Origin of the sequence: Tunturiibacter gelidiferens (assembly GCF_051013345.1) — a bacterium.
GTDB classification, from domain to species: Bacteria; Acidobacteriota; Terriglobia; order Terriglobales; family Acidobacteriaceae; genus Edaphobacter; species Edaphobacter gelidiferens_A.
In genome coordinates this window covers 4,825,804-4,846,793 of the sequence record NZ_CP132939.1, presented here as the reverse complement: position 1 = coordinate 4,846,793, position 20,990 = coordinate 4,825,804, and the positions used below count along the sequence as shown (strand labels likewise).

Here is a 20,990-nt window from a genome sequence, read left to right as displayed (position 1 = left end):
CACTTGTCGCAACCACCGTGTAACAAGACCTGCCTCACCGCTTATTGGCCTGCCCTCATCCTCACCGTGCTACCTCACCAACAGGTTCAATACCTGGTAGCCATTCACAGCATACCCCGCCTCCACCGACCCCGCAGCCAGCACACTCTCCCCCGTTAGTTGCATCTTCTGCGCATCTTTTAACGGCTCGAAAACATTCGCCATCGACAGCGGCACCCCCGGCAGAGCCTCACCCTCCAGCACCGCCTGCGTCGCATGATTCAGCAGCGTCACATACACCCGGTCGTTCTCATGCATCCGGTTCAGAGTTGCCACAGTATCGGCCAGCCCCACCGACCGCTCTGCTCCGGTCTTCGTCGTGAGCCTGTCTACGGTCCCGCCATCGCTCACCACAACACGCATCGGTCCCGCGCTCACATTATCCGGAATTCGCACCATCACCCGCACCATCCGAGCCTCAGCCTGGTACGGATGCACAACCGCCTCCACCTCAATCTCATCTCCCGCACGCGCCTCTGTCCTGCTCAAACGAGCCGACTCCATCACCGCCGACATCCGCGCCGGGATCGCCTCCACCTTCAGCTTCACGCCCGTCACCACCGGCTGATCCAGCGCATTCCCATACACCTTGCTGAACCGGTCGTTCACCAGAAGAGCCGCATTGATCGTCGCCGGATTGAGTTCGTTCTGCGCCATCAACCCCTGCATCCGCACCGGCGGCATCCCCTTCACATCAATCTCGCCCGACAACCTGTAACTCAACTCCTCGGCCGCTGTGTTGTTCGTCTGCAGACTCTGGTACACCGACACCAGCATCGCCGACGGCGTCAATTGCCGGTTATCCAGCACCTCGAAGTGCAGTGTCTTCGTCTTCGCCAGCACCCCTTTGTCCATCGGAGGAGGCACCACCTCCACCACCACCGGAATCATCCGCGCCTCCACCCCAAACCGCCCCATGATCGCCGACGCGCGATCCTCTGTAAACGCCCCCACCGTCTCCGTCGTATTGATAATCTTGAACGCATTCAGCGGCGACGCCAGCGAAGCCAGCACCGTTGCCTTGGTCATCGGCATATCCACCGGCCCGTACTGCGTAATCGGATGCCCGCACGCCAGAAGCCTCGTCGGGTCCACATACGTCACCGTACAGGTCCCCGCCATGGAGAGATCCCCCCGCACCAGCACCGCGCTCACCGCACTCCCCGGCACCAGCGGTTCCGGCTGCACCGCAGCAGAGTCCGCCCCACCCAGCCCTACCACCGGCGTCAAGCCCATCGCCCGGAAACGATCCCCAAATCGCTCCACCGTCTCCTGGCTGAACCCGCCCATCACCAGCGGAGTCTCCATCGCCCGCATCTCCGGCTGCCCCTCAAACTCCCTGCTCACCCCAGGCAGCTTCACTCCGGCCAGCTTCATCCCCGCGGCGCCATCTTCATCCCGCACCTGCAGCATCGACTCGATCGGCGTGATCCCCGCAATCGGCTCCTTGCTGAACTGCCCAATCCTGTAACTCAGCGCCCCCACCAGCCGCCCATCGATGTACACCGGGCTCCCGCTCATCCCCGCAACCACGCCCGTATACTCCGGCTTTTCCCCATGCAGCCTTGCCAGAATCATGTCCTGCCCAGGCCCCAGCGCATCCTTCAAGAGTCCAAGAATCTCCACCTGCATCGGCTCCGGGTTCACCCCTTCGAACACCGTATAAGCCACCCCGCGCATCCCCCGCTTCACCTCAGCCAGAGGAAAAAACTTCGTCACCACCGGAGCAGTCGAAGGCGCCGCCACCGCAGTCCATCCCCCCGCCCCACTCACCGCCTGCCCCTCGGCCCAGGCCCCACCCGCCAGCACAGAACTTCCCAACATCCCGCCTACTGCCAGGCCAGCTATCCACAACCGAGTCTTTACCGCATGCATCACGTCTACAGACTACTAGAACACTCTCATCAATGGCCGCCGTGCTCTATGCGAATATTGAGGCACTATGAACCGGAGACAGCTGCTCACCGCCGCCTGTTGTACCGCCCCTTCCATGTTTCTTTCCATCGGAAACGGTCAATCGAAGCCGCCCGCCAGTCAACTCCAGGGCTCTCCCGACCAAAAAGAGTCTCTCCGCAAGACCGGCGCCGCGATTCGATCCGCATTCGCAAAGGGCGATGTCGACGAAATCCTCGCATACCACCACCCCGAGGTCATCAAGGCTCTCTCCTACCAAAACTACATCGTCGGAATCGATGCCCTCCGAGCAAATCTCCTCGGCACCTTCCAGGCCGTCAAGCTGGAGTTTATCGAAAACACGCCCGAAACCACACTTTTCCACGATGGAACCGCCGCAGAGATGAGCCTCTTCACCATTAAGAGCACCCCCAAGGCAGGCGGCGCACCCGCCGTCGTCAAAGGACGTTCCATGGTTGTCTACATCGTTCATCCTGCAAGCCCCACAGGCTGGGCCTCCATCCGGGAGACAGTCCAGCCAGCATCATGAACCACAAGCTCATCGACCAGCCACCCGGGCCGAACCCCTAACTCACCATCCCAATGAAAAGCCGTCCAACATTCGGAGTAAAGTTTCAGATGATGACTATCCTTCCGCATCTCAGGGCTCGCATCCTTCTCCTTCTCTCCTGCTCCATACTTCTCACCCTTCCCCTGCCCACGCGCAGGAAGCACCCGCGCAAAACTCACCCCAGCAGACCAAGCCCACCCCCGACGACGCCGGTCCCGACACAGACAACGGCGCCATCATCTTGAAGAAAAAGAAGGAAGCCGACGAGCCACCACCTCCCGTCGCGCCCGTCGCGCCCAAGGTCAAGAATCCCGACAACGAGACCTTTTCCCTCCGCGTCGACGTCCCCATCGTCAACATCGACGCCAGCGTCATCCTCGACAAGACCCACCAGTTCGTCCCCGGCCTCAAGGCCAACAACTTCCTCATCCTCGAAGACGGCGTCCCCCAGACCATCACCAGCGTCCGCACCATCCAGACCCCCATCACTGCCGTCATGCTGCTCGAGTTCGCCGCCAACAGCTACTACCTGATCAACGACATGAGGAACGCCTCCTACAGCTTCTTCCGCTCCCTCCGCCCCGACGACTACGTCGCCGTCATCACCTACGACCTCCGCACCCACATCCTTACCGACTTCACCAACAACAAGGACCTCATCGCCCAGTCTCTTCAGTCCCTCATCATCCCCGGCTTCTCCGACACGGACATGTTCGACGCCCTCTACGAGACCCTCGACCGCACCAGCCGCATCGAAGGCCGCAAATACATCATCCTCATCGGCTCCGGCCGCGACACCTTCTCCAAACTCACCCTCGACAAGATCCTCGCCAAAGTAAAGAACACGCCCAACGTCACCATCTTCACCATCGGCACCGGAGCCATGCTCAACGAGCTCCGCTCCGGCGGAGGACCACGCGAACTCGACTACCTCCAGGCCCAGAATCAGATGAGGACCTTCGCCTCCATGACCGGCGGCCTCAGCTTCGCCCCCATCTTCCAGGGCGAGCTCCCCGACATCTTCGCCCAGATCAACCAATCCATCCGCAACGAGTACATCCTCACCTACCGTCCCACCAACAACAAGAGCGACGGCACCTACCGCAAGGTCAAAGTCCTCCTCGTCGACAACGAAGGCCACCCCTTGCGCATGCAGGACGAAAAGGGCAAGCCGCAAAAATACTCCGTCATCGCCCGCGACGGCTACAGCGCCAAACTCCCCGTCGAATAACCCAGGCGGCTATTTTCAAACACGATCAGAGATCCAATTCAAGCTCTGACAACGGTGTCGAGCAACAGATCAAAATGTCTCCTTCGGAGGGCCGATCAAGCGGCTCCGGCGCATAGTTGACTTTGCCGCCGATCAACCCGGACTCGCACACATGGCAGACACCCGTCCGACAAGCCCATCTGACAGGAACATCGCAAGCTTCAGCGAATTCAAGAAGACTCCCATACCGCTCGTTCCAACGAACTGTAAGACCGCTGCGTGTGAAGAAGATTTTCGGCCCGCCGCCAACTGCTCCGGCGGGTTGATGCGGCGGCAATAATGTAGTACTTGCGATTCCCGGTGTTATCGAAGATTCCGTACCAAACGTCTCTGAATGAATGCAGGAATCAGCGATACCCCACCCCTTCAACGCCGTAGTCAGATCGGCAAGAAAACTGACAGGCCCGCACAGATAGAAGTCCGCTGTCTTCGGTACGTTGCGCTCTTCCAAGGATGAGAGAGTCAGACGCCCGCGAACGTCGTAGTCCTTCCCAAGCCGATCTCCATCCTCCGGCTTGCTATAGGCAACCAACGAGTGACTCTGCGGAAGAGCCTTCAAAAGCTCCAGCGCTTCCAGGGCAAATGGATGTTCTCTGCCGTTGCGGCCTCCGTAACACCACCAGATCTCCCGGTTGGAATTTGCTTCTGTGGCCGCAAGCGAGTGAAGCATGGACAGCACCGGCGTCGCCCCGATACCCGCGCTCAGCAGCACGACGGGCCTGTCGTTCGGAGCAAGTGTAAAGCTGCCTCTCGGTGCGCTGACCTGAAGTAGGTCGCCAACCTGAACACGTTCATGAAAGTAGCGGCTGCCTGCACCACCAGCACGCTTCACGCTGACGCGATAGGTCCCCGTATCTTGCGGACCAGACATCGAATAACTGCGCACGATGGGAGCTGAATTCTTATCCAATTCGAGCTTGAACACCAGAAACTGACCTGCAGAAGGCGCCGGCAATGGGCTCTGATCCTCCGACTCGAGAACAAAGGAGAGCACGTCAACGCTCTCTCTTCGCACTGCCGCCACTCGCAATGACCGAAACCCGCTCCACGCCGGCGGTGGCGCGGACGAAGGAGCGAGGCCGGCATTGCCGCCCTTCTTGTCCGTCCCTAGCAGAGCTTTCAACGACGCCTTCCAACCTGCACTGAGGGCCGGGACGCGAAGAGCACGTTCCAGTTGATCGCGCGGATGGCCAGGCAGATAAAGCAGCGCATCGATCTCAGCGACGGTGACGCGTTCCGCTCCGTCGGCGACCTTCACGATCTCATCTCCCGCGCCGATCTCTCCTTCCTCAATCACACGGAAATAGAAGCCCGGTCGCTCATGCGAGACCAATAGCGCAGGCATCTGCGGGTTATTCATCCTGATGCCGACGCGATAGCAGGTAACCCGAGGCTGCGTCACTTCGAACAGCGCTCCACCGATCCGATACCGATCGCCAATACAGACCTCCTCATCGGGCAGCCCCTCTACCGTCAGGTTCTCGCCGAACTGTCCGTACTCAAAGTCGTGCCGCTGAAGGTACGTCTCCCAGTAGCGATAAGAGTCAAGTTGATACACCATGACGGCGCGGTGCTCTCCGCCGTGTCCAGCAAGATCGCCCTGCCCATCGCCATCGAGATTAAGATGACGCGCCATCACCCTGCCTGCCGCTGATCGCTTCCAGACGGCAGTGCAGACCACCTTGCCTTGCCACTCCACGTCGCGTGGCAGACCGACATTCACGGAGATAAGAGCATTCATCGTCCGGCTCCCTCACGCTGAAGATACAGCGATTTTGTTTCCGATGAGCTATGGGGTTTCTATGAACCCTTTCTCACGGCGCTGAGGAATGGTGATCTGTCGCGCAAGGGAGGTGGGGACCGCTATCTCGTCGGCGGCCACTTCGCCCTGACCGGCAGTCACGCAGAGACACCTGCAAAACCACTACCCGACACTCTTCCCAGCAGTTCCCTCACTGCCAACGCAACCTCCTCCACATGCGTCTCCAGCGCAGAGTGCCCCGTGTCGAGAAACTGCACCGTAGCATTTGGATTATCCCGCTTATAAGCCTCAGCCCCTGGAGGAATGAAGAACGGATCGTTCTTCCCCCAGATCGCCAGCAACGGCGGCTTCGACGTCCTGAAGTACTCTTGAAACTTCGGATAAAGCTTCACGTTATTCGCATAGTCCAGAAACAGGTCCAGCTGAATATCCGTGTTCCCCGGCCGGTTCACCAGTGCGTAATCCAGCCAGTAACTCTCCGGACCCACAGCCTCCGGATGCTTTACCCCGTGCAAATATTGAAACTTGATCCCCTCGAAGCTCACCGCAGCCCTCCGCACCTCCTCGCGATTCGCCGCCGAAGGATCACTCCAATACTTGCGAATAGGCCCCCAGGCATCGCCCCAGCCCATCTTCATAAGCATTCCCATTTTGCGAGACAATCGCTGTCACCCGCTCCGGCCTCGCCATCGCCATTCGGAATCCCGTCGGTGCACCGTAGTCGAACACATACAACGCATACCGCTTCAAATGCAGCGCATCGGTAAAGGCAGCATCGTTTTCGCCAGCGCATCGAAGCTGTACTTGTACTGCCGCGTATCTGGCACCTCGGTAAATCCAAACCCGGTAAGATCCGGCGCAGTCACCCTGTACCTATCAGCCAACCGCGGAATCAACTCGCGATATTGAAACGAAGAAGTAGGGAAGCCGTGCAACAGCAAAACCACCGGCCCATCCGCCGGACCGGCCTCACGATAAAACACAATCACCCCATCGGCCTCAACGCGACGAAGAGTAGTCAGCGGCACCTCTGCACCTTTAGACATAACCCTTCCCGCCATGGGGGCCCTCTCCGGACGAACCTGGTGAAGGGTCGGCGTGACCAGTTCTGGCCAGAGCAAGAAGACTTCCACCTGCCGCGATAAAGCTTCGACGATCCATTGTGCCTCCCAAAGCCATCCAAATCCCTGTAGCCGCTGAAACATCCGTCCCGTAGCTACAAATAGGATGTAACTTAATAAAATAGGTTTCATTAGTTACATAAAACACGAGAAGTCACCACCGGATCGACGAGCTGATCAAAATAAATGACTTTGCGCAAAGTAGCTAGGAAGGGAGGGGTACCCGCACCGCTATCGAGGACGAGGAATCGTAAGATCGAGATCCTCAGCGGTCATCTGTTTGGTCAGCAAAATGATTTGCCCCACATGCTGCTGCACATGCCCGACCACCTGGTAGATCGCCTCCAACACGCTCACATCGCGGCCCTGAGGAGTAATCCTGTGCACCAGCCGCTCCGCCGGCACCGCCGCAATCACAGCCTTCGCTTCGGCGAGTGTCGATTCAAACAACGCAACCAAATCCGCCCCACTCATCCCGCCCTCTGCGCTGAACTCCGCATCCCGAACCCTCACATCGGCCGACCCACCCACCCCATGCATCACCCACTGCCGCGCATTCCCGCAAAGGTGCAGCACAAGATTTCCAACAGCATTTTCATGCACCCCGTGCCGCTGCCACACCTGATCGTAAGTCAGCCTTCGCAGACAAGCTTCAAGGCACTCCCTCATCATGTCGAGCCTCCGGCAGGAGACATCGAGAAAATCGGCAGCAACAGCATCAAGAGTCGTTGTCATTCCAGCAATTCTAACCCTCACCACAATGCCTAAATCCCGTTCCTGCTTTCAGCTCGTCACTATGTTCGGTGTCTTAGAAGAGGTTCCGCACCACCTTATTCATCACAGAAAGGTACCGGAAGGCTGGTTATGTGTCGCCTTCGAGTAGTTCCGGCACTCAGGGAAGTCGGAAAGCAAGCCTGCGAGTTCGGACGGAGGGCCGTCTGTTCAGAAGGCTGCGCTTCCGTTTCAATATGGGCGATAGATCTGTCTCCTGTCCCGTCAGCCGTTGACCTTATCTTCCTCACCTCGTAAACTCATACAAGGCAGTCAGCGAATACCCTGTTCGCGACGCGAGAGCGCATCCCGCTCAGCATTTTGCCCCCTAGTTCAATGGTAGAACAGTCGGCTCTGAACCGATCAATCGGGGTTCGAATCCCTGGGGGGCAACCAGCATCTGCACTGGTTGGAGTTTCTCGCACTTCCCCGAACCTCCCAAAACACGGGGAGGTTATTAGTTTTCAATCCTTTATAAGGAAATAGTGTGTGAGGAGGTGCGAGCTGGTGCGCGTACAGCCCCACTTTTCTGTCGGGAACAATGTAGGGTACGGTGAGTAAAAGTGTGGGGCATGAAATATGCCGCACTGGAGGGCTCTTTATGCATAGCCTCTGGATCGATCTGCTTGTGTTGCGTTTCCTAAATGGGCCGAAGGAAAACCAGCACCCGGTTTGGTTCGTGCTGGATGAACTGGCGAGCCTGCAAGTCTTCCTCAGCCCCACACCGCCATCACAGAGAATTGCAAATCGAAAAATCCCTTGGTACTCGGCTTCCAGGGAAAGGCCCAGCTGGAAGTCATCCACGGTCACATGGCCGAGGTCATGCTGTCGCAGCCGGCCACCAAGATATTCCTCAAGACCACGCGACCCAAGGCTGCCGAGTGGGGGTCGAACGCCCTCGGCAAAGTCGAGATCGAGCGGCTGAAGGAGACGAATTTCGATGGTTCCCACGCTGGAAAGAACTTCACCTTGGATCGGCAGGTAGAGATCTCGGGCTTGGCCGACAAACACGCCTTCCTGAAGCTGGGCAACTACGTTGCCCGTTTCAACTTTGCGTACAACGATCTGCCCGCGACGCAGCCCGCCTTCGTACCCCGGCATCTGGAAGATGACGATCTTACGTTCGGTCCGAAGACGCTCGCGAAGAAACCACCGCAGTCCGTCGTTGCCGAAGATGACGGCGAGTCCGTTCAAGCGGGATTCTCCTTGGGGGACTAAGCAATGCACCACGCATGTCCTCGCCCGAGAGATCCAAACGCATTCCTTCCGATTCTGAACTGCTCAGCCAGAGCGCATGCAGTTGTAGCCTCTTTGAGATGGGAAAGTTTTTCATGTTGACTCTACTCGTATCACGTCTCGGTTCTGGAATCTCTGCCGCGAGCATATACCGTCAATGACGCCATACGCTGCATCTTGAACGATCTGTGATCGTCGATCCACCAGGACACATGGCCGGCGTTCCTCATGTCGAGGTCAGGGAGTGGAGCTACCTGTTTCAAACTCACGGGACGGAAGGCGGGCGTGTGGCTAGTCGTAAGATGGACTCACTGTGCCGGATCCCTCCATCCAATCCGCCGAAGGAACGCTTCGCGGGGCAGTCTTGGTGTTGTTGCAGTTCGATGTATGCGAGACAATCCGTTTGGATCAGCTGCGCGAGCTCATCCGGGCACGAACGATCGAGCCGCCAAGCCTGAAACAACCTGCACTGGGGTACGTCCGCTATGAGAGGCCGCCAATCGTCGAACCGCTGGGCACACTGATGCTCGAAAGCGGCGAACGACTCCAGGGCGAGATCAAGTATTTCGACTACGGCGTACTCAGCGTTATCTTTGAGCTCCCGTTTGTGGGAGACTGGGAAAAATTGACCAGCTTGGCGAGCCGGTGGGTATGGGATATTGACTTCGCGGCACAGGCTACAGAGATCGTCCGCGGAAGATTGGAACGTGCCGCTCCTGCCCTGATCAAGCCATACAAACAGTGGTTGAGCGAGGACTACTTGATCTTTCATATCCGGGAAATCGATCCCTTGCCCTCCGCCGCAGATTTGATTCAACAGCATGGCGCACGCATCGCGCAGGTGGTTCGCGGAGACACCGGAAAATTGGCCGAAAGCGAGTGCCACGAAGTCCTCCAATCGCGAATCTCCTATTACGCGAACGACCTCGCAGTCATTGGGTGGAACGCTGCGTTTGTCTACGACAGCACCTCCGGCGCAGAGACAGCCATTCAGTTGCTCGAATATGCGAACTCCCAACTGCTCGAGTTCCGCCATTACGACGACCTGCTGACCGAAGAGCTGGAACGTGTTTATACACTGCTGGACGGAGGAACTGGTTTCTTCATGCGATGGAGACTGGCACGCTCGGCGACCCGGTTGCATACCGTGTTATTGGATGTGATGGAACTGACGGAGCACGCCGACAATGCCATCAAATTTTTGAGTGACATGTTTTCGGCGCGACTGTATAAACTTGCCGCGCTGAAGGTGGGTGTTCCAGACTACAAAGAGCTTGTGACCCGCAAGGTGAGTACTGCCGAGGAGTTGTATCGCTTCATGGTGGACCAGTTTAATCAGAGCCGGGCATTCTTTTTGGAACTCACGGTCGTCATTATTTTGGTAATCGAGTTGGTCTATCTATTCCGTGGCAAACCATTTTAGGCTTGGGCCGAAACGGGAATTCCAGAAGCTACGCGACGGGCGGCCCAACATTCCTTCCGCTTCATTGTGAGTCCATGATTCAAGAGAGAAACTTGCCAGCGTTATAAACTACCGCTTCTAATAGTTCCTGCCATTGCTCGGACTGAGCCGGAAGCTGCCATCTGTCTACAAAGGAAACCATGATCCGCGAATTCTATTCAAGGCCTTTCTAGCTCTTCATGACATGGACGCCGGAAAGCCCATCTCCGACCACCATGATCAGGTCACTCGACCGTGAAATTTGAAATTGGACCTTGATTCCCATTCCATTGCAGTCCGCCTCTGAACGGAGAGAAGATGGAACCCCCGTGACGGAGGAACTACATGCAGGCTGGCTCGTCTCATAAATACTTCTCTGCCCCCCCGACGATATCGACGAGATACGGGGGCAGCCTGTGGAGAGACTCAAAATTCACCGTCAATCCGCGTTCCCATTGTCATATTGCATTATGACTACGCGACCAACGACAAGGGTATTGATCAATAGATTTCTTGGCGCCAGATATCTAGGCTTCGCTACGAAGTCAATTCGCTATGGCTTCCTGGTTCATGAACTGATGGTCAGGACCGGGCATTTCGCCTCGGCGATGATGTGAGAGGTAATGTCGGGCAAATGGGACGCCAGATGAGAGGCCCTATTCACTCCAAGGACAATCAAATCGGCACCGTCGGCGTCGGCCTGCATCAGGATCGTCTTGGCAACGTCGTTACCATATCTCACTTCATATTGTGAGTTATCAAAAGTTCTTGCCTGGGCGGAACTCAGGTCTTTCGTGAACTCCTTGAACCTCTCGATGGTCGGCCCGCGACTGGAGTGCTCTTTCATTGAAGAAGGCAGGATATGGAGCAGGTGCAGGCACGCGCTGCAATCGTCTGTCAGCGCAATCGCATACGGCATCGCCTTCACCGACTGATCGCTAAAATCCGTTGCATACACTACATTTCGAAACGGCAGTTCGCGCTTCAACGGCGCCGGCACTCTTGGGCCGATGGTTAGAACCGGGCAGCAGGCTTTTCGCAAAACCTGTTCGGCAACGGAGCCCCACGCCAGGCGCTCCCATCCCTCTCTGGCGTGCGTCCCGAGAATGGCGAGATCGATATTCCTTGTCGCAATGGTGGCGAGGATTTCGCTTGCCGGGTTGCCATCAATCAGACTGACTTCACAGCGCACATTCTCCTTACACAAGTCGCCCCGCAGATCTTCGAGTGCCTCCCTCTGCGGCAGAATGTATAGCGGCGAGTCCGATTGGCAATCCGCCGGTTTTGGGGCTTCCTGCCCAGGCATAGTCGAAAACCTGCACGGCATTGATCTTGGCGTTATATCTTCGCGCAAAGCGGACAGCGTATGCCGTTGCCGTCTCAGAGGATGGCAACAAGTCTGTCGCGAGCAATACCGAGTTAGAACCGAGCTCAAGACGCCCCTCAAACATATTCATGCTCAATTCCTTTCGCAGAACTGCGCCCCCTACACTAGTGCAAATGCCGATGATGCAATGTGACGATCGTCACTCTTGATGAACGAGGTAGCCTGCTACAGGAATACGTGTTCGCCGCAACCCTCTGGTAGGCAACGGATCGTTATGTTTTGACAGAGAAGATCTCTGTCACGAACGAGGAAAGCCACCGCTGCGAGCCAGGCGATCCCGCCGCCAACCAGTAAACGAGTGCGCTCCCATTGGTGGTTCTGTCAGATAGTGTGTTCATCATTCCTCGCAATCAAGCGGCTGTCTGGGTCGATTCCTGTTCCGACGCAAAGCAGATGGTCAGGACCGGGCAGGGCGCTTCGGTGATAATGCGGTAGGTAATGTGAGCTTGAACGTGCGAAGCGAGCATGGAGGCTCGACGCACACCGAGAACGATCAGCTTCGCCTTGTGCTGCTTGGCATACTCTACGACGGCGTTTGAGATTTCACTACCGTACGTAACGGCACAGATGGGAGATCTGATGGTGGTGCCGCTCTCCGTGGCGACGTGGTGCAAGGCCTCGGTCATGATCATCGGAACAATCTGATTGGGGGAATTGGATTCGAGAGCTCGTGGAAGGACATGAAGGCAGTGCAATGGCGATTTCGACGCGACGCAGAACGGTTTAGCGTAGCGAATGGCATGGGTCGTCGTGCGGTGGAAGTCAGTAGCGAAGACAATCGGTCCCTCACTGTGACTAGTCATCGCTGACTGTGAGACCTGAGGGCCCACCGTCAGTACTGGACAGGGCGCCTCGCGGAGAATCGCTTCGGCGGTTGATCCAAAAACGAGTCGTTCAAAGCCATGAAGGGCACTCGTCCCCAGAACGACAAGATCGGCATTCTGTGTGGAGATTGCTTCCAGGATCGCCAGAGACGCAGTGCCATTCACCATGTTGGCTTCACAGGGTACACCGGCAAGTTGAGCGGCCTCGCGAAGGCTATCAAGAGAACGCCTATCCGCTTGGGAGATACTGTCTAATTCGAAAAACTGTCCTCCAGGCCCGGAAGAGGGAACGTAGGGGTCCTCAAGGACGTGCAGAATCGAGAGGCTCGCTCTGAGTTCGGTACAAACACGGAGGGCGACCTGAAATGCTGCTTGCGATGCGGGAGAAAAGTCGGTGGCCAGTAGGACTTTACTGAACGACAATGCGGAGCCGGTCATTGATGTTGGCATGGGTTCAGCCTCTTTCTGAAATGTATCTCTGGTGGATCATGCCGCTTCGGACGACGGGGAAGGCGGCTTTCTCTGAAGTTCTCTGGGGAGCGTGAAACCTCGGGCACGGCTTCCGTCAACCCACGGTCTACGTTCTGCAAATCGAGGAATGAGCCGCAAGCGATTGTCTGGGTGAGGAGGCTGACGGTATTCCTTTTCGGATCGTGGTTTCACCGCCACAGACCCCTGGGGATCTAGCCGCAACGCGACCACGGAGGTACAGGCCGGGCAGAGCCAGAAAAATTCAGTGTCCGCAGATCGTCTCTCGAGTGCATAGAGATTTCCCGAATTAAAGATTTTGAGCTCAATATCGCAATCAGGATTGACACATCGATTGATCATGCTTTCACCTCTGCAGCAACTTTATGATGTTGCCCAGAAACAAAGCTGTGACGGTGATCACCTGGTCGGCGTGAGCCGCAACCGGAGGGGTGGAAGGGAGAAGTAGGATATTAGGCGGAGAGTTCTTCAAGTCGATGCGGAGAGAGGATCAAGAGGGAGGTGCCTCGCATCTGGATGAGCTTCTCTCTCTTGAAACGGCCTAACATGCGCGTAACAGTCTCTCGGGAGCTGCCTACCAGGTTGGCTAATTCCTCATGCGTGAGCGCCATGGTGAATCGCATCTCGGGCTTGCCGCACGACGCTGCCTTTCCCCAGTCGAGTAAGACACTCGCGAGCCGGCCTGCCGCCGAACCGGAGAGCGCAAGGCGACGGGCGTCGAAGAACGCCGCCTTATACTCCCCCGAAAGCGCTTTGGCAGCATGCAGACTTGCTTCCCCGTGCTTTTGGATAAACGAAAGGAAGTCGTCCCGGCGAATACTTTTGATCTCTGTCGGCTCGATCGTTTCTGCTGTCACCTCGTAGCGCGACCCGGAGATAACCGCTCCCAGTCCGAGGACGTCTCCGGGCATCGCAATCTTGAGGATTAAGGTCCTTCCTTCCTTTGATGTGCAGGAAAGTTTGACTTGACCGGTACAGATGACAAATACTCCGTTGCTCGGTTCATCCTCCTGAAACACCTTCGCACCCCTCGGAAGAGTAGCTTGCACGCCAATCGATTCGAAGCCGGCGAGGGCCATAGTGTCCAGATTGCAGAACATTCGCAAGGTGCGAAGCTCACAGGTGCCGCACTCTCGTCCTGGTCGAGTTGTCGAAAGAGAAGACATGGTTTAGCACACCGTCATGACGGGGCAAGTAGCCTGCGCCAACAGATTCGGAGTCAATCCTGGATTAATGTTCGTCAACCAGAAAGATGCACTATGCGCGCCCAGTACGATGAGATCTGCATTGACCCTTACAGCGAGGTCGAGGATGGCCCTGGCGGCCTCACCATGTTCAACCACAAATTCGGGGCTGCACCAGTCGTAGCAACACTCAGGGACCATTTTCTTCATCTCTTTTTGAAATGCACTGTCCAGCCAGTCTGCCGTAGTGGACAAGCCGTTTTGAAGGGTCCGCACATAACAGAAATAGATATGTGCACCACTGTCCTGCGCGAAGGAAAGTGCGTAGATCGCCGCTTTTGTGGCTTCAGCGGAGAAGTCGGTCGCGTAGACAATTGTCTGAAAAGCTAGCGGAACATCGCCAACAGGTTTAGCCTTGGGTCCCACGGTAAGGACAGGGCATTCGGCATTGCGAATAAGTTGTTCTGCTGTCGAGCCGAGGACAAGTCGCTCAAATGGGGACTTGGACTGCGTTCCCGCCACGATCAGGTCGACTTCGTGCTCCTTGGCCACTTTGAGCAGGGCTGCATAGGGCCGATGTCCTTCAGGGGCCACCGTTTTCGTATCGATCCCGGAAGCAGCAAAGTCATCTCGAAGATGCTCCAGATTCTCGTGACTGGTTTGCCGTTTTTCTTTGACCGGCAAACCGATGATTGCCTCCGGGTATGTCGTGACGACGGATGGATCAAACACATGTGCGATCTCGACGGTGGACGAGAAGCGCCGAGCCAACGCTCTCGCATAGAAAGCAGCCTTGTCCGAGCAGGGGAGAAGTCCGCTGCCAGCATAATCTTTTTACAGAAACAGAGACTCGTTCTTCGATGAGTGGCATGGAACACCTCGGTGATTTCATGCGAGCCCGCTTGCTGAGCTCGATCTCAGCAAACAATAGCTTGCCCCCATTCCATTGAAAGTGATCCGGTCCACCTACGTCTGTGATGGGCGTCACATCATTAAAAAGGCGGCTAAGGGATCATGAAGGTGCAATCAGAGACTCACAGACATCGCTTCAATCAGGGAAGTAACGGAAAGTGCGGACGAGTTCGATGAACTCAGGAGAAATTCATGAAAGCCTATTCCGAGTATTGGGCAGCCACAATGATGCGGGGCTTCATTGCGATCGTAATAAGCACTGGAGTCTTGTTCATTCCGGAGATGGCGTCCACGATCCTCCTCCTGCCGTTCGCGATTGTAATTTCCATCCTTTGTCTGGCTGTCTATGGAGTGATCGATAGCGCAATCACCTTCACAACCAGTTTCATGATTCCCGCAAAAAAACCTGGCAGATTTGTTCTGAGAGTGCAGGGGGTTTGCGGAGCTGCGATCGGAATTCTACTGTTCGCCGTTGTCTACGACCACGTCGATCTTCGTTGGTTTCTGTATCTTGCTGCGATTCAGGCGGCCGGTTTAGCGGTTACGGAGTTTATCGTAGCAAGAGGAACCTCGGTACACCATGGGTCAAAGTGGTGCTATGCATCGGCGATGGTTGCGGCGGTTTCTTCGATCGCTCTTGTGTCGTTCGGCGGAGACCTTAGTCCGCGAGAACTTGCATGGCTGATCTACGGTTACCTCGGGATATTTGGCTTCAATCTTTTTGCTCTGTCCGCGCGGATGCTTTTTGCTGAACGTGACCTGCTGAAGACTGCGCACTTACAGCCCGTGGTTGCAGAGGGGGTATAGATATGGGAACACACATTAGTACGCTTCCGTTCCCGAACAGCCAAGTCGCGCCAGGCCTTTCTTCTGCGTCACTCACCGCTGGATCGATGGGCGCTAATCGATCCAGCAAAATGTCCTTGTTGTTTCGTAACGCGCTGGCGTTACTCGTTGCCATCGTACAATTCAGCGTAAAGATTTTTGTGTTCGCGGCGATCGTATTGTGGCCATGGGAGTCAGCGTGGTGAAAAGTTGCCAGTTGTAGGCGCGCAACAACTTCAAAAGGTCGTGAGTTATAAGAGGTCTTGCCGGCAGAGGATATCGAATGGCAGCTCAGTTATCTCCCTATCTACACCGAGCAAATCCTGACGGCACATTTGATTCCATCTGTATCCGCTGTTTTGTCACAGTGGCTTCTGCCGTGACGGAATGCGGTCTGGCTGAACCTGAAATGTCTCACAAATGCATTCCTTCCAGTTTGTCTCAACGCAAAAGACCGCAATCAAAAATAAAGCCGAACTAAATTGATGCGAAGCTGTGATGGGGAAAGCGCCCGATCCATCCTGAGGTACAGTTCGTACTAGCCTCCCAAATGAGAATGTTCAACTGCAACGGTGTGCTTTTGGAGCACGCCGCCAAGAACTTCTCAGGCCTCTAATATCGACCATCATTTTCCATTGGGTTGCACCTTGGAACTGCCACGAGCCGTCTGCTTAGACGACGGGAGTTGGGATGCGTCCCAACCTCCGCCGATCGCTTTGATGAGTTGGACGCTGGCGACCATCTGTTGGGTCTGGAAAGCAACGTGCGTCTGTTGATACACCAGAAGGTCTACCTGTGCGGTGAGGACCTTAAGAAATGGATCGAGGCCACTTCCCACGGCGATGTTGTCTTTCGGTTCGGCGGTTCTCCAGGAGGAGGTGTCCAGTTCTTTGTATGCCGGGGCCGTTTGGATTGTGCGACGCCGATACTTTGGGCCGATGCTACAGCCTGCCGTAAATAAACACGGAACAATGAAAGAGACCAAGACCGTTTGGCTAACTACGCGATCGAATCTGCCGAGCTTCATCATCTTTCTCCTGCGCATGTGGCACCTCACTGGCTGATAGGTCCCGTTTTCAAGCTTTACCAGTGCGCCTCCGAAGAAAAGCGGAACTGCATATTTCACTCCGCGCATGCTGCGCACGGCGCGTCCAAAGTATAGTCAGGAAGGCCGATTGTGTTGGCTACCGTATTGACTGCCGGATCCATTACCCAGATCTTCGCGCCAATATTGATGACTGTGGACGACGCTCGGTTCAGCACACCCGCAAACATCGACAACATCATGATCATCAGGATGACCGAAAAACTAATGCCAACCAGCAAGGTGACGAACTTTGCTTTGTCGTTCACCAGCAGCTTGTATGCGAGCTTGAGGATGCCGAACACACACTCATATTCTTTTGTACGGGTGAAGTCGTATGTGATGTTCGTCACCGATGACGTTATTCCGTCACAGAAGACTGTCTAACGGTTGCAAGTCAGGGTGGGGCGTCCGATCAGATTTGGAGAAGCGCATTCCATTTCATCTCTGACCGGGTGCGTACAAACCCCTCGCTGTTAATGGTGCGTGTGAGCGCGGCCTACTCGCACAAACCTTGCAGAATTGGAGGGTCAATCGCATGTCCCGGGCGCGGACAGGTGGCGCATTCGACTGCGAGTCCAATGCGCCGCCCCGCATCTACTTATGCAAAACCATGACCGGACACGGTGCATCCGCCACAACCTGTGGCACGATTCCACGTAGGAAGTGTGTCGCCGCGGAGGAGGCGGTATGAGCGCCCATCATGAGCAAATCCACATTCCTAACTGTTAAGAAATCAATGATTGCGAAGTTGAAGTCCCCCGGACTAGCGGTCCTCAGGACGATATTTGGACTTGGCTGATCGGGAAGTGCTCGGGCATAAGCTTTTTCGAACTCCTGCAGATCACTTCTTCTGTTCGTAGGATCCTCAACATGCAACAGAGTGAACGTTGCTTTGTATTCACGAGCCAACATATAGGAATAGGCTGCCACCGAAGCAGTGTTTGGATCGAGGTCGCTGGCACAAACTACATGCTTCGGAGGCCAGGTGAACCCGCTCGGAGGTAGTGCCACTGGCCCAATGACCAGAACCGGACAGGTTGCGTTTCGGAAGATTTCTTCTGCATCGGAGCCGGAGAGTAAACGCTCGACGCCGGCGCTCGAGTGAGTCCCAAGCACGATCAAGTCGGCTCCTTCACGGCTAGCTGTCGAGAGAACCGCATCCTGCACTGCTCCGGGGACAGAAATCGTCCGCGCCTTGAATCCTTCGGAGCGCAGCTCCGCCCCTTGCTGTTCAAGCTCCTGTTCGACCTGTTGACTGCTCGCGTTTCGGTCGATCCATTCGCGTTCGGGAGGAGTAATAGGATTGATGGGCTGATCCACATGGGCAAGCAGAATCTGGGAGCCGCATTTTTGTGCGACGCTCTTAGCATAATCCAGCGCGCGCTGAGAGACATCGGAGAAGTCGGTCGGGACAAGGATCCGTTCAAATGCAAGTTGTTTTGGAACCAGTGTGATCATCTCTTCCTCCAACAATGCAATGTGTTTGGTGAGGTGGATGTGGTAGACATGTTAGTTCTTCCTAGGTGAGAATTGCATCGTGCTGTGGATCACGCTACGTGACTTATTCCGAAAGTTCCGTGACGATGGTCACAGGCCTGGGGAACCTCCAACATTAGGAGTGCCGACGTTGAGGAATCTGCCTATCCGCTTTGCCCACAATAGGAGAGGACTACCGCGCTCCGACTTTGCCTATGCACTGTAAGTTGCTAAATTAGCTATAGTTGGCCGACTGCTAGGACGCCACCGGCTTAATTGAAAGGGGTAGGGCAGTGTCGATGCTCAGGTGACGCTGATCACAGCAATCCCCCAGATTGAACTTATGATCTTCATGTTGGTTCGGCACTCCAGCGTCGTTGGATACCGTTCCCGCAAGATTCTTTTCCGCTGGGAGAATAAACATGACTCAAGTGCTGCCGCAAATATTTGCTGAGAATAGATATTTAGCTGGATTGAGAAAAATCGTAGTAGGCCATGATTTTTCCGAGACAGCCGATCATGCGCTGGTCGACGCGATGGCTCTCGCGGATCGATTTAATGCAGAAATCGTGATTGCTCATATCGAGCCCCGCGAAGCAAACGATTTCAAGTTCCGAAGCTCCGATGAGCGGGACGATCGGACTGTTGCTGAAATGGAAAACCGATTGAGGCGTGTGGCATTAGCTGGTCACCAATGCAGAAAAATCATTCGATTCGGCGACGCGGCAAAGATGCTTGCTGAAATTGCGCAGGAAGAAGGTGCCGATCTGCTCCTGCTTGGCGCCTATGGGGACGGTCCAAAGGATCGCAAAACTCTTGGCCGGACAGCGGAGCTGTTACTGCGTTCAGTACCGTGCCCCATCTTGACCGACGGGCCGGAAATGACCAGGTCGTTATTTCAGAATAAAGAACCTTTGTCCATCCTTGTTCCCATTGAGCTACCGTGTGATCCGCGTCATCTGATCTTTGCCGTCAGTGTGTCAAAACTTTTCAAGGCAAAACTGGAGATTTTGCATGTGGTTGACATGAATCAGGCACTTTCCATGCCACATGCTTTTCAGGATATGCAATATACCTGCGAGCACATTGCCACATTTCTTCGACAGGAGGGTGTATCGGTGGCGGGATCGCTGCTCTTTGGTAACCCCGCTGCAGCCATCCTCTCCCGGAGCCAGGAATTACATAGCTCCTTAATCATGATGCCGCTGGAGACTCGAGGATTTCTTTCCTCGACTACCTCCGACAATGTCGCAGCCAATGTCATCCGGAGCGCCCAGGTCCCGGTGATGACCTATAGACTCGACTAGTCAACTCTTGTGGTAGCGCTGCAGGTGTGCATTGGAGTTGCGGTCAAGCTGGTGTGCGCTGATTGCTGTTTATGACATGGCGTCCAAGTCTTGCTGTCAGCAAACAGTCAGAACAGGGCATCTAGCTTTGGAGAGAATGGCGGGAGTGAGGCCCGTGTCAACATATGTCAGCCAGAACGAGGATCTTCGGACGCCCAGTACAATAAGATCGGCGTCGACTCGCGTTGCAAGCTTCAGAATCGTCTCCGCAGCGCTTCCTTGTTCCGTAACACATTCGGGTCGGCACCAATCGTAGGCGGACTCGGGAATGAGCTTGTTGAGAGAGTCCGAGGACGCTTTGAGGATACTTGGAGTCGACGGGTCCTTATCGTCGATGACCTGACACAGATAGAGATGGGCACCACTGTCTTCCGCAAAGAAGAGTGCATAGTTTGCCGCCTTTGCCGCTTGGGGCGAAAGGTCAGTGGCATAAATAATGCTCTGGAATGCGAGAGGTACGTCGGCAGGCCTCGCGACATGGGGCCCCACAGTCAGGACGGGGCAGACAGCGTTTCGGATGATCTCTTCTGCGGTCGATCCCAGAATCAGCTTCTTCAAGCCTTGTTTAGAAGAAGTTCCTAGGACAACCAATTCCGACTTCGACTCTACAGCTGCCTCGAGAACGAGTGACGCAGGCAAGAATCCTTGAATGACCTTCTTCGTGACCTTGACTCCGGAGATCCCATCGGCCATCCGCTGCAGGTTTTCCTCGCCCGTCTGTCTAAGGGCATCGAGCGCAGGCCCTATGAGGACGTCGACAGAGGGAACGGCGGGTGAAAGATCAATCACGTTCGTCAGTTCCAGAGTGGATGAGAATCGACGAGCCAAGGCTACTGCGTAAGCAGCGGGTATATCGGCAGTGGGAGAAAAGTCCGTTGCGAGTAAGATCCTGTCGAATCCAACCTCCGCTATTTGATCGATCGCCGGCACCTGGACCTCCTTCGAATATCTTCCGTAATTGGTATTCTCATGAAAACTATTAGAAGCGAATGGGCTCGGGGGACGCTGTGATGCTGATCACAGCACCGACTGTTCGCGCACGCTTCATAGCGATCTAGGCTATTGGAAATGAACGTCGGCGCAGGGCATACTAGCCGATATTGTCGTCAGCAGCAAAAGCCAATAGGTTCAACTCTTAATCACACGAGTCGTATCGCGCTTCAAGCCTAGGAATGTGCCTGAGCCGATCTGCCAGACTTGCTGTCTACACCGCGCTGGTACCAACCTAGATTAGCGGCAATAGACCAACGCACCTATCGACGAGTTCCGGCCGTGTCGTCGCCTATCCGGAAACAATCCACCGACCTACTCTCAGAACGTCGAGTCGTAGTTCCTTGAAAACGGAGTTAGAGTATG

The 20,990-nt window shown here is 55.6% G+C and carries 19 protein-coding genes, 1 tRNA gene and 1 pseudogene; 7 read left to right on the top strand and 14 right to left on the bottom strand.

The features are described 5' to 3' along the window. Window positions 1–69 precede the first annotated feature (69 nt). The gene (locus RBB80_RS24345) at window positions 70–1,914 is read right to left on the bottom strand and encodes a SpoIVB peptidase S55 (RefSeq protein ID WP_433964898.1); all 1,845 of its coding nucleotides are present in this window, start codon (window positions 1,912–1,914) and stop codon (window positions 70–72) included. Window positions 1,915–1,981: 67 nt separating this feature from the next. On the opposite strand from RBB80_RS24345, the gene RBB80_RS24340 reads away from it, so the two are divergent. Beyond that, window positions 1,982–2,482, top strand: a complete 501-nt coding sequence (locus RBB80_RS24340) for a YybH family protein (protein WP_433964897.1) — start codon at window positions 1,982–1,984, stop codon at window positions 2,480–2,482. Continuing rightward, entirely contained in the window at window positions 2,409–3,734 is a 1,326-nt protein-coding gene (locus RBB80_RS24335) for a VWA domain-containing protein (RefSeq protein WP_433964896.1), read from the top strand. Before RBB80_RS24340 ends, RBB80_RS24335 begins: the two co-directional genes overlap by 74 nt. A 25-nt stretch (window positions 3,735–3,759) precedes the next feature. Here RBB80_RS24335 and RBB80_RS24330 read toward each other — a convergent pair whose 3' ends face one another. From RBB80_RS24330 to RBB80_RS24315, 4 genes are all read right to left on the bottom strand, one after another. Beyond that, window positions 3,760–5,514, bottom strand: coding sequence for an MOSC domain-containing protein (locus tag RBB80_RS24330; protein WP_433964895.1), 1,755 nt, complete (start codon window positions 5,512–5,514; stop codon window positions 3,760–3,762). A gap of 158 nt (window positions 5,515–5,672) precedes the next feature. Further along, window positions 5,673–6,173 carry an alpha/beta hydrolase gene (locus tag RBB80_RS24325; protein ID WP_433964894.1) on the bottom strand — a complete coding sequence of 167 codons (501 nt, stop codon included), beginning with the start codon at window positions 6,171–6,173 and terminating at the stop codon, window positions 5,673–5,675. Window positions 6,174–6,281: 108 nt separating this feature from the next. Continuing rightward, window positions 6,282–6,581 (bottom strand): alpha/beta fold hydrolase, encoded by a 300-nt coding sequence (locus tag RBB80_RS24320; protein WP_433964893.1) that lies wholly within the window; start codon window positions 6,579–6,581, stop codon window positions 6,282–6,284. Window positions 6,582–6,887: 306 nt separating this feature from the next. Next, the gene (locus RBB80_RS24315) at window positions 6,888–7,391 is read right to left on the bottom strand and encodes a DUF1572 family protein (protein ID WP_433964892.1); all 504 of its coding nucleotides are present in this window, start codon (window positions 7,389–7,391) and stop codon (window positions 6,888–6,890) included. Between the two features lie 358 nt (window positions 7,392–7,749). On the opposite strand from RBB80_RS24315, the gene RBB80_RS24310 reads away from it, so the two are divergent. The 3 genes from RBB80_RS24310 to RBB80_RS24300 all read left to right on the top strand — a co-directional run bounded on the left by RBB80_RS24310 (window position 7,750) and on the right by RBB80_RS24300 (window position 10,086). Continuing rightward, window positions 7,750–7,823: transfer RNA gene (locus tag RBB80_RS24310), tRNA-Gln, on the top strand. A gap of 363 nt (window positions 7,824–8,186) precedes the next feature. Further along, window positions 8,187–8,645, top strand: coding sequence for a type IV secretion system DNA-binding domain-containing protein (locus RBB80_RS24305; RefSeq protein ID WP_433964891.1), 459 nt, complete (start codon window positions 8,187–8,189; stop codon window positions 8,643–8,645). A 331-nt stretch (window positions 8,646–8,976) separates the two neighbouring features. After that, on the top strand, window positions 8,977–10,086 hold the full coding sequence (locus RBB80_RS24300; protein ID WP_433964890.1) for a hypothetical protein: 1,110 nt from the start codon (window positions 8,977–8,979) through the stop codon (window positions 10,084–10,086). 586 nt (window positions 10,087–10,672) lie between these two features. Here the strand turns inward: RBB80_RS24300 and RBB80_RS24295 are convergent. The 5 genes and pseudogenes from RBB80_RS24295 to RBB80_RS24275 form a co-directional block, all read right to left on the bottom strand. Further along, window positions 10,673–11,410, bottom strand: coding sequence for a universal stress protein (locus RBB80_RS24295; protein WP_433964889.1), 738 nt, complete (start codon window positions 11,408–11,410; stop codon window positions 10,673–10,675). Then, on the bottom strand, window positions 11,304–11,555 hold the full coding sequence (locus RBB80_RS24290; RefSeq protein WP_433969849.1) for a universal stress protein: 252 nt from the start codon (window positions 11,553–11,555) through the stop codon (window positions 11,304–11,306). Before RBB80_RS24290 ends, RBB80_RS24295 begins: the two co-directional genes overlap by 107 nt. A 286-nt stretch (window positions 11,556–11,841) precedes the next feature. Further along, complete coding sequence (locus RBB80_RS24285) at window positions 11,842–12,765, bottom strand: universal stress protein (RefSeq protein ID WP_433964888.1); 924 nt, start codon at window positions 12,763–12,765, stop codon at window positions 11,842–11,844. A 491-nt stretch (window positions 12,766–13,256) separates the two neighbouring features. Further along, complete coding sequence (locus RBB80_RS24280; RefSeq protein ID WP_433964887.1) at window positions 13,257–13,904, bottom strand: Crp/Fnr family transcriptional regulator; 648 nt, start codon at window positions 13,902–13,904, stop codon at window positions 13,257–13,259. 69 nt (window positions 13,905–13,973) lie between these two features. Further along, a pseudogene (locus RBB80_RS24275) lies at window positions 13,974–14,783 on the bottom strand (universal stress protein); the annotation flags it as partial. 309 nt (window positions 14,784–15,092) lie between these two features. On the opposite strand from RBB80_RS24275, the gene RBB80_RS24270 reads away from it, so the two are divergent. Next, window positions 15,093–15,707 (top strand): hypothetical protein, encoded by a 615-nt coding sequence (locus RBB80_RS24270; RefSeq protein ID WP_433964886.1) that lies wholly within the window; start codon window positions 15,093–15,095, stop codon window positions 15,705–15,707. Window positions 15,708–16,350: 643 nt separating this feature from the next. On the opposite strand, the gene RBB80_RS24265 is transcribed toward RBB80_RS24270, so the two are convergent. The 3 genes from RBB80_RS24265 to RBB80_RS24255 form a co-directional block, all read right to left on the bottom strand. Beyond that, entirely contained in the window at window positions 16,351–16,755 is a 405-nt protein-coding gene (locus RBB80_RS24265) for a hypothetical protein (RefSeq protein ID WP_433964885.1), read from the bottom strand. 92 nt (window positions 16,756–16,847) lie between these two features. Next, entirely contained in the window at window positions 16,848–17,162 is a 315-nt protein-coding gene (locus RBB80_RS24260; protein WP_433964884.1) for a hypothetical protein, read from the bottom strand. Between the two features lie 244 nt (window positions 17,163–17,406). After that, window positions 17,407–18,270, bottom strand: coding sequence for a universal stress protein (locus tag RBB80_RS24255; protein ID WP_433964883.1), 864 nt, complete (start codon window positions 18,268–18,270; stop codon window positions 17,407–17,409). Window positions 18,271–18,710: 440 nt separating this feature from the next. On the opposite strand from RBB80_RS24255, the gene RBB80_RS24250 reads away from it, so the two are divergent. Continuing rightward, a complete protein-coding gene (locus tag RBB80_RS24250) occupies window positions 18,711–19,595 on the top strand; it encodes a universal stress protein (RefSeq protein ID WP_433964882.1) in 885 nt (294 codons plus the stop codon). A gap of 96 nt (window positions 19,596–19,691) precedes the next feature. Here the strand turns inward: RBB80_RS24250 and RBB80_RS24245 are convergent, their stop codons facing one another. Then, complete coding sequence (locus RBB80_RS24245; RefSeq protein ID WP_433964881.1) at window positions 19,692–20,564, bottom strand: universal stress protein; 873 nt, start codon at window positions 20,562–20,564, stop codon at window positions 19,692–19,694. Window positions 20,565–20,990: the final 426 nt, after the last annotated feature.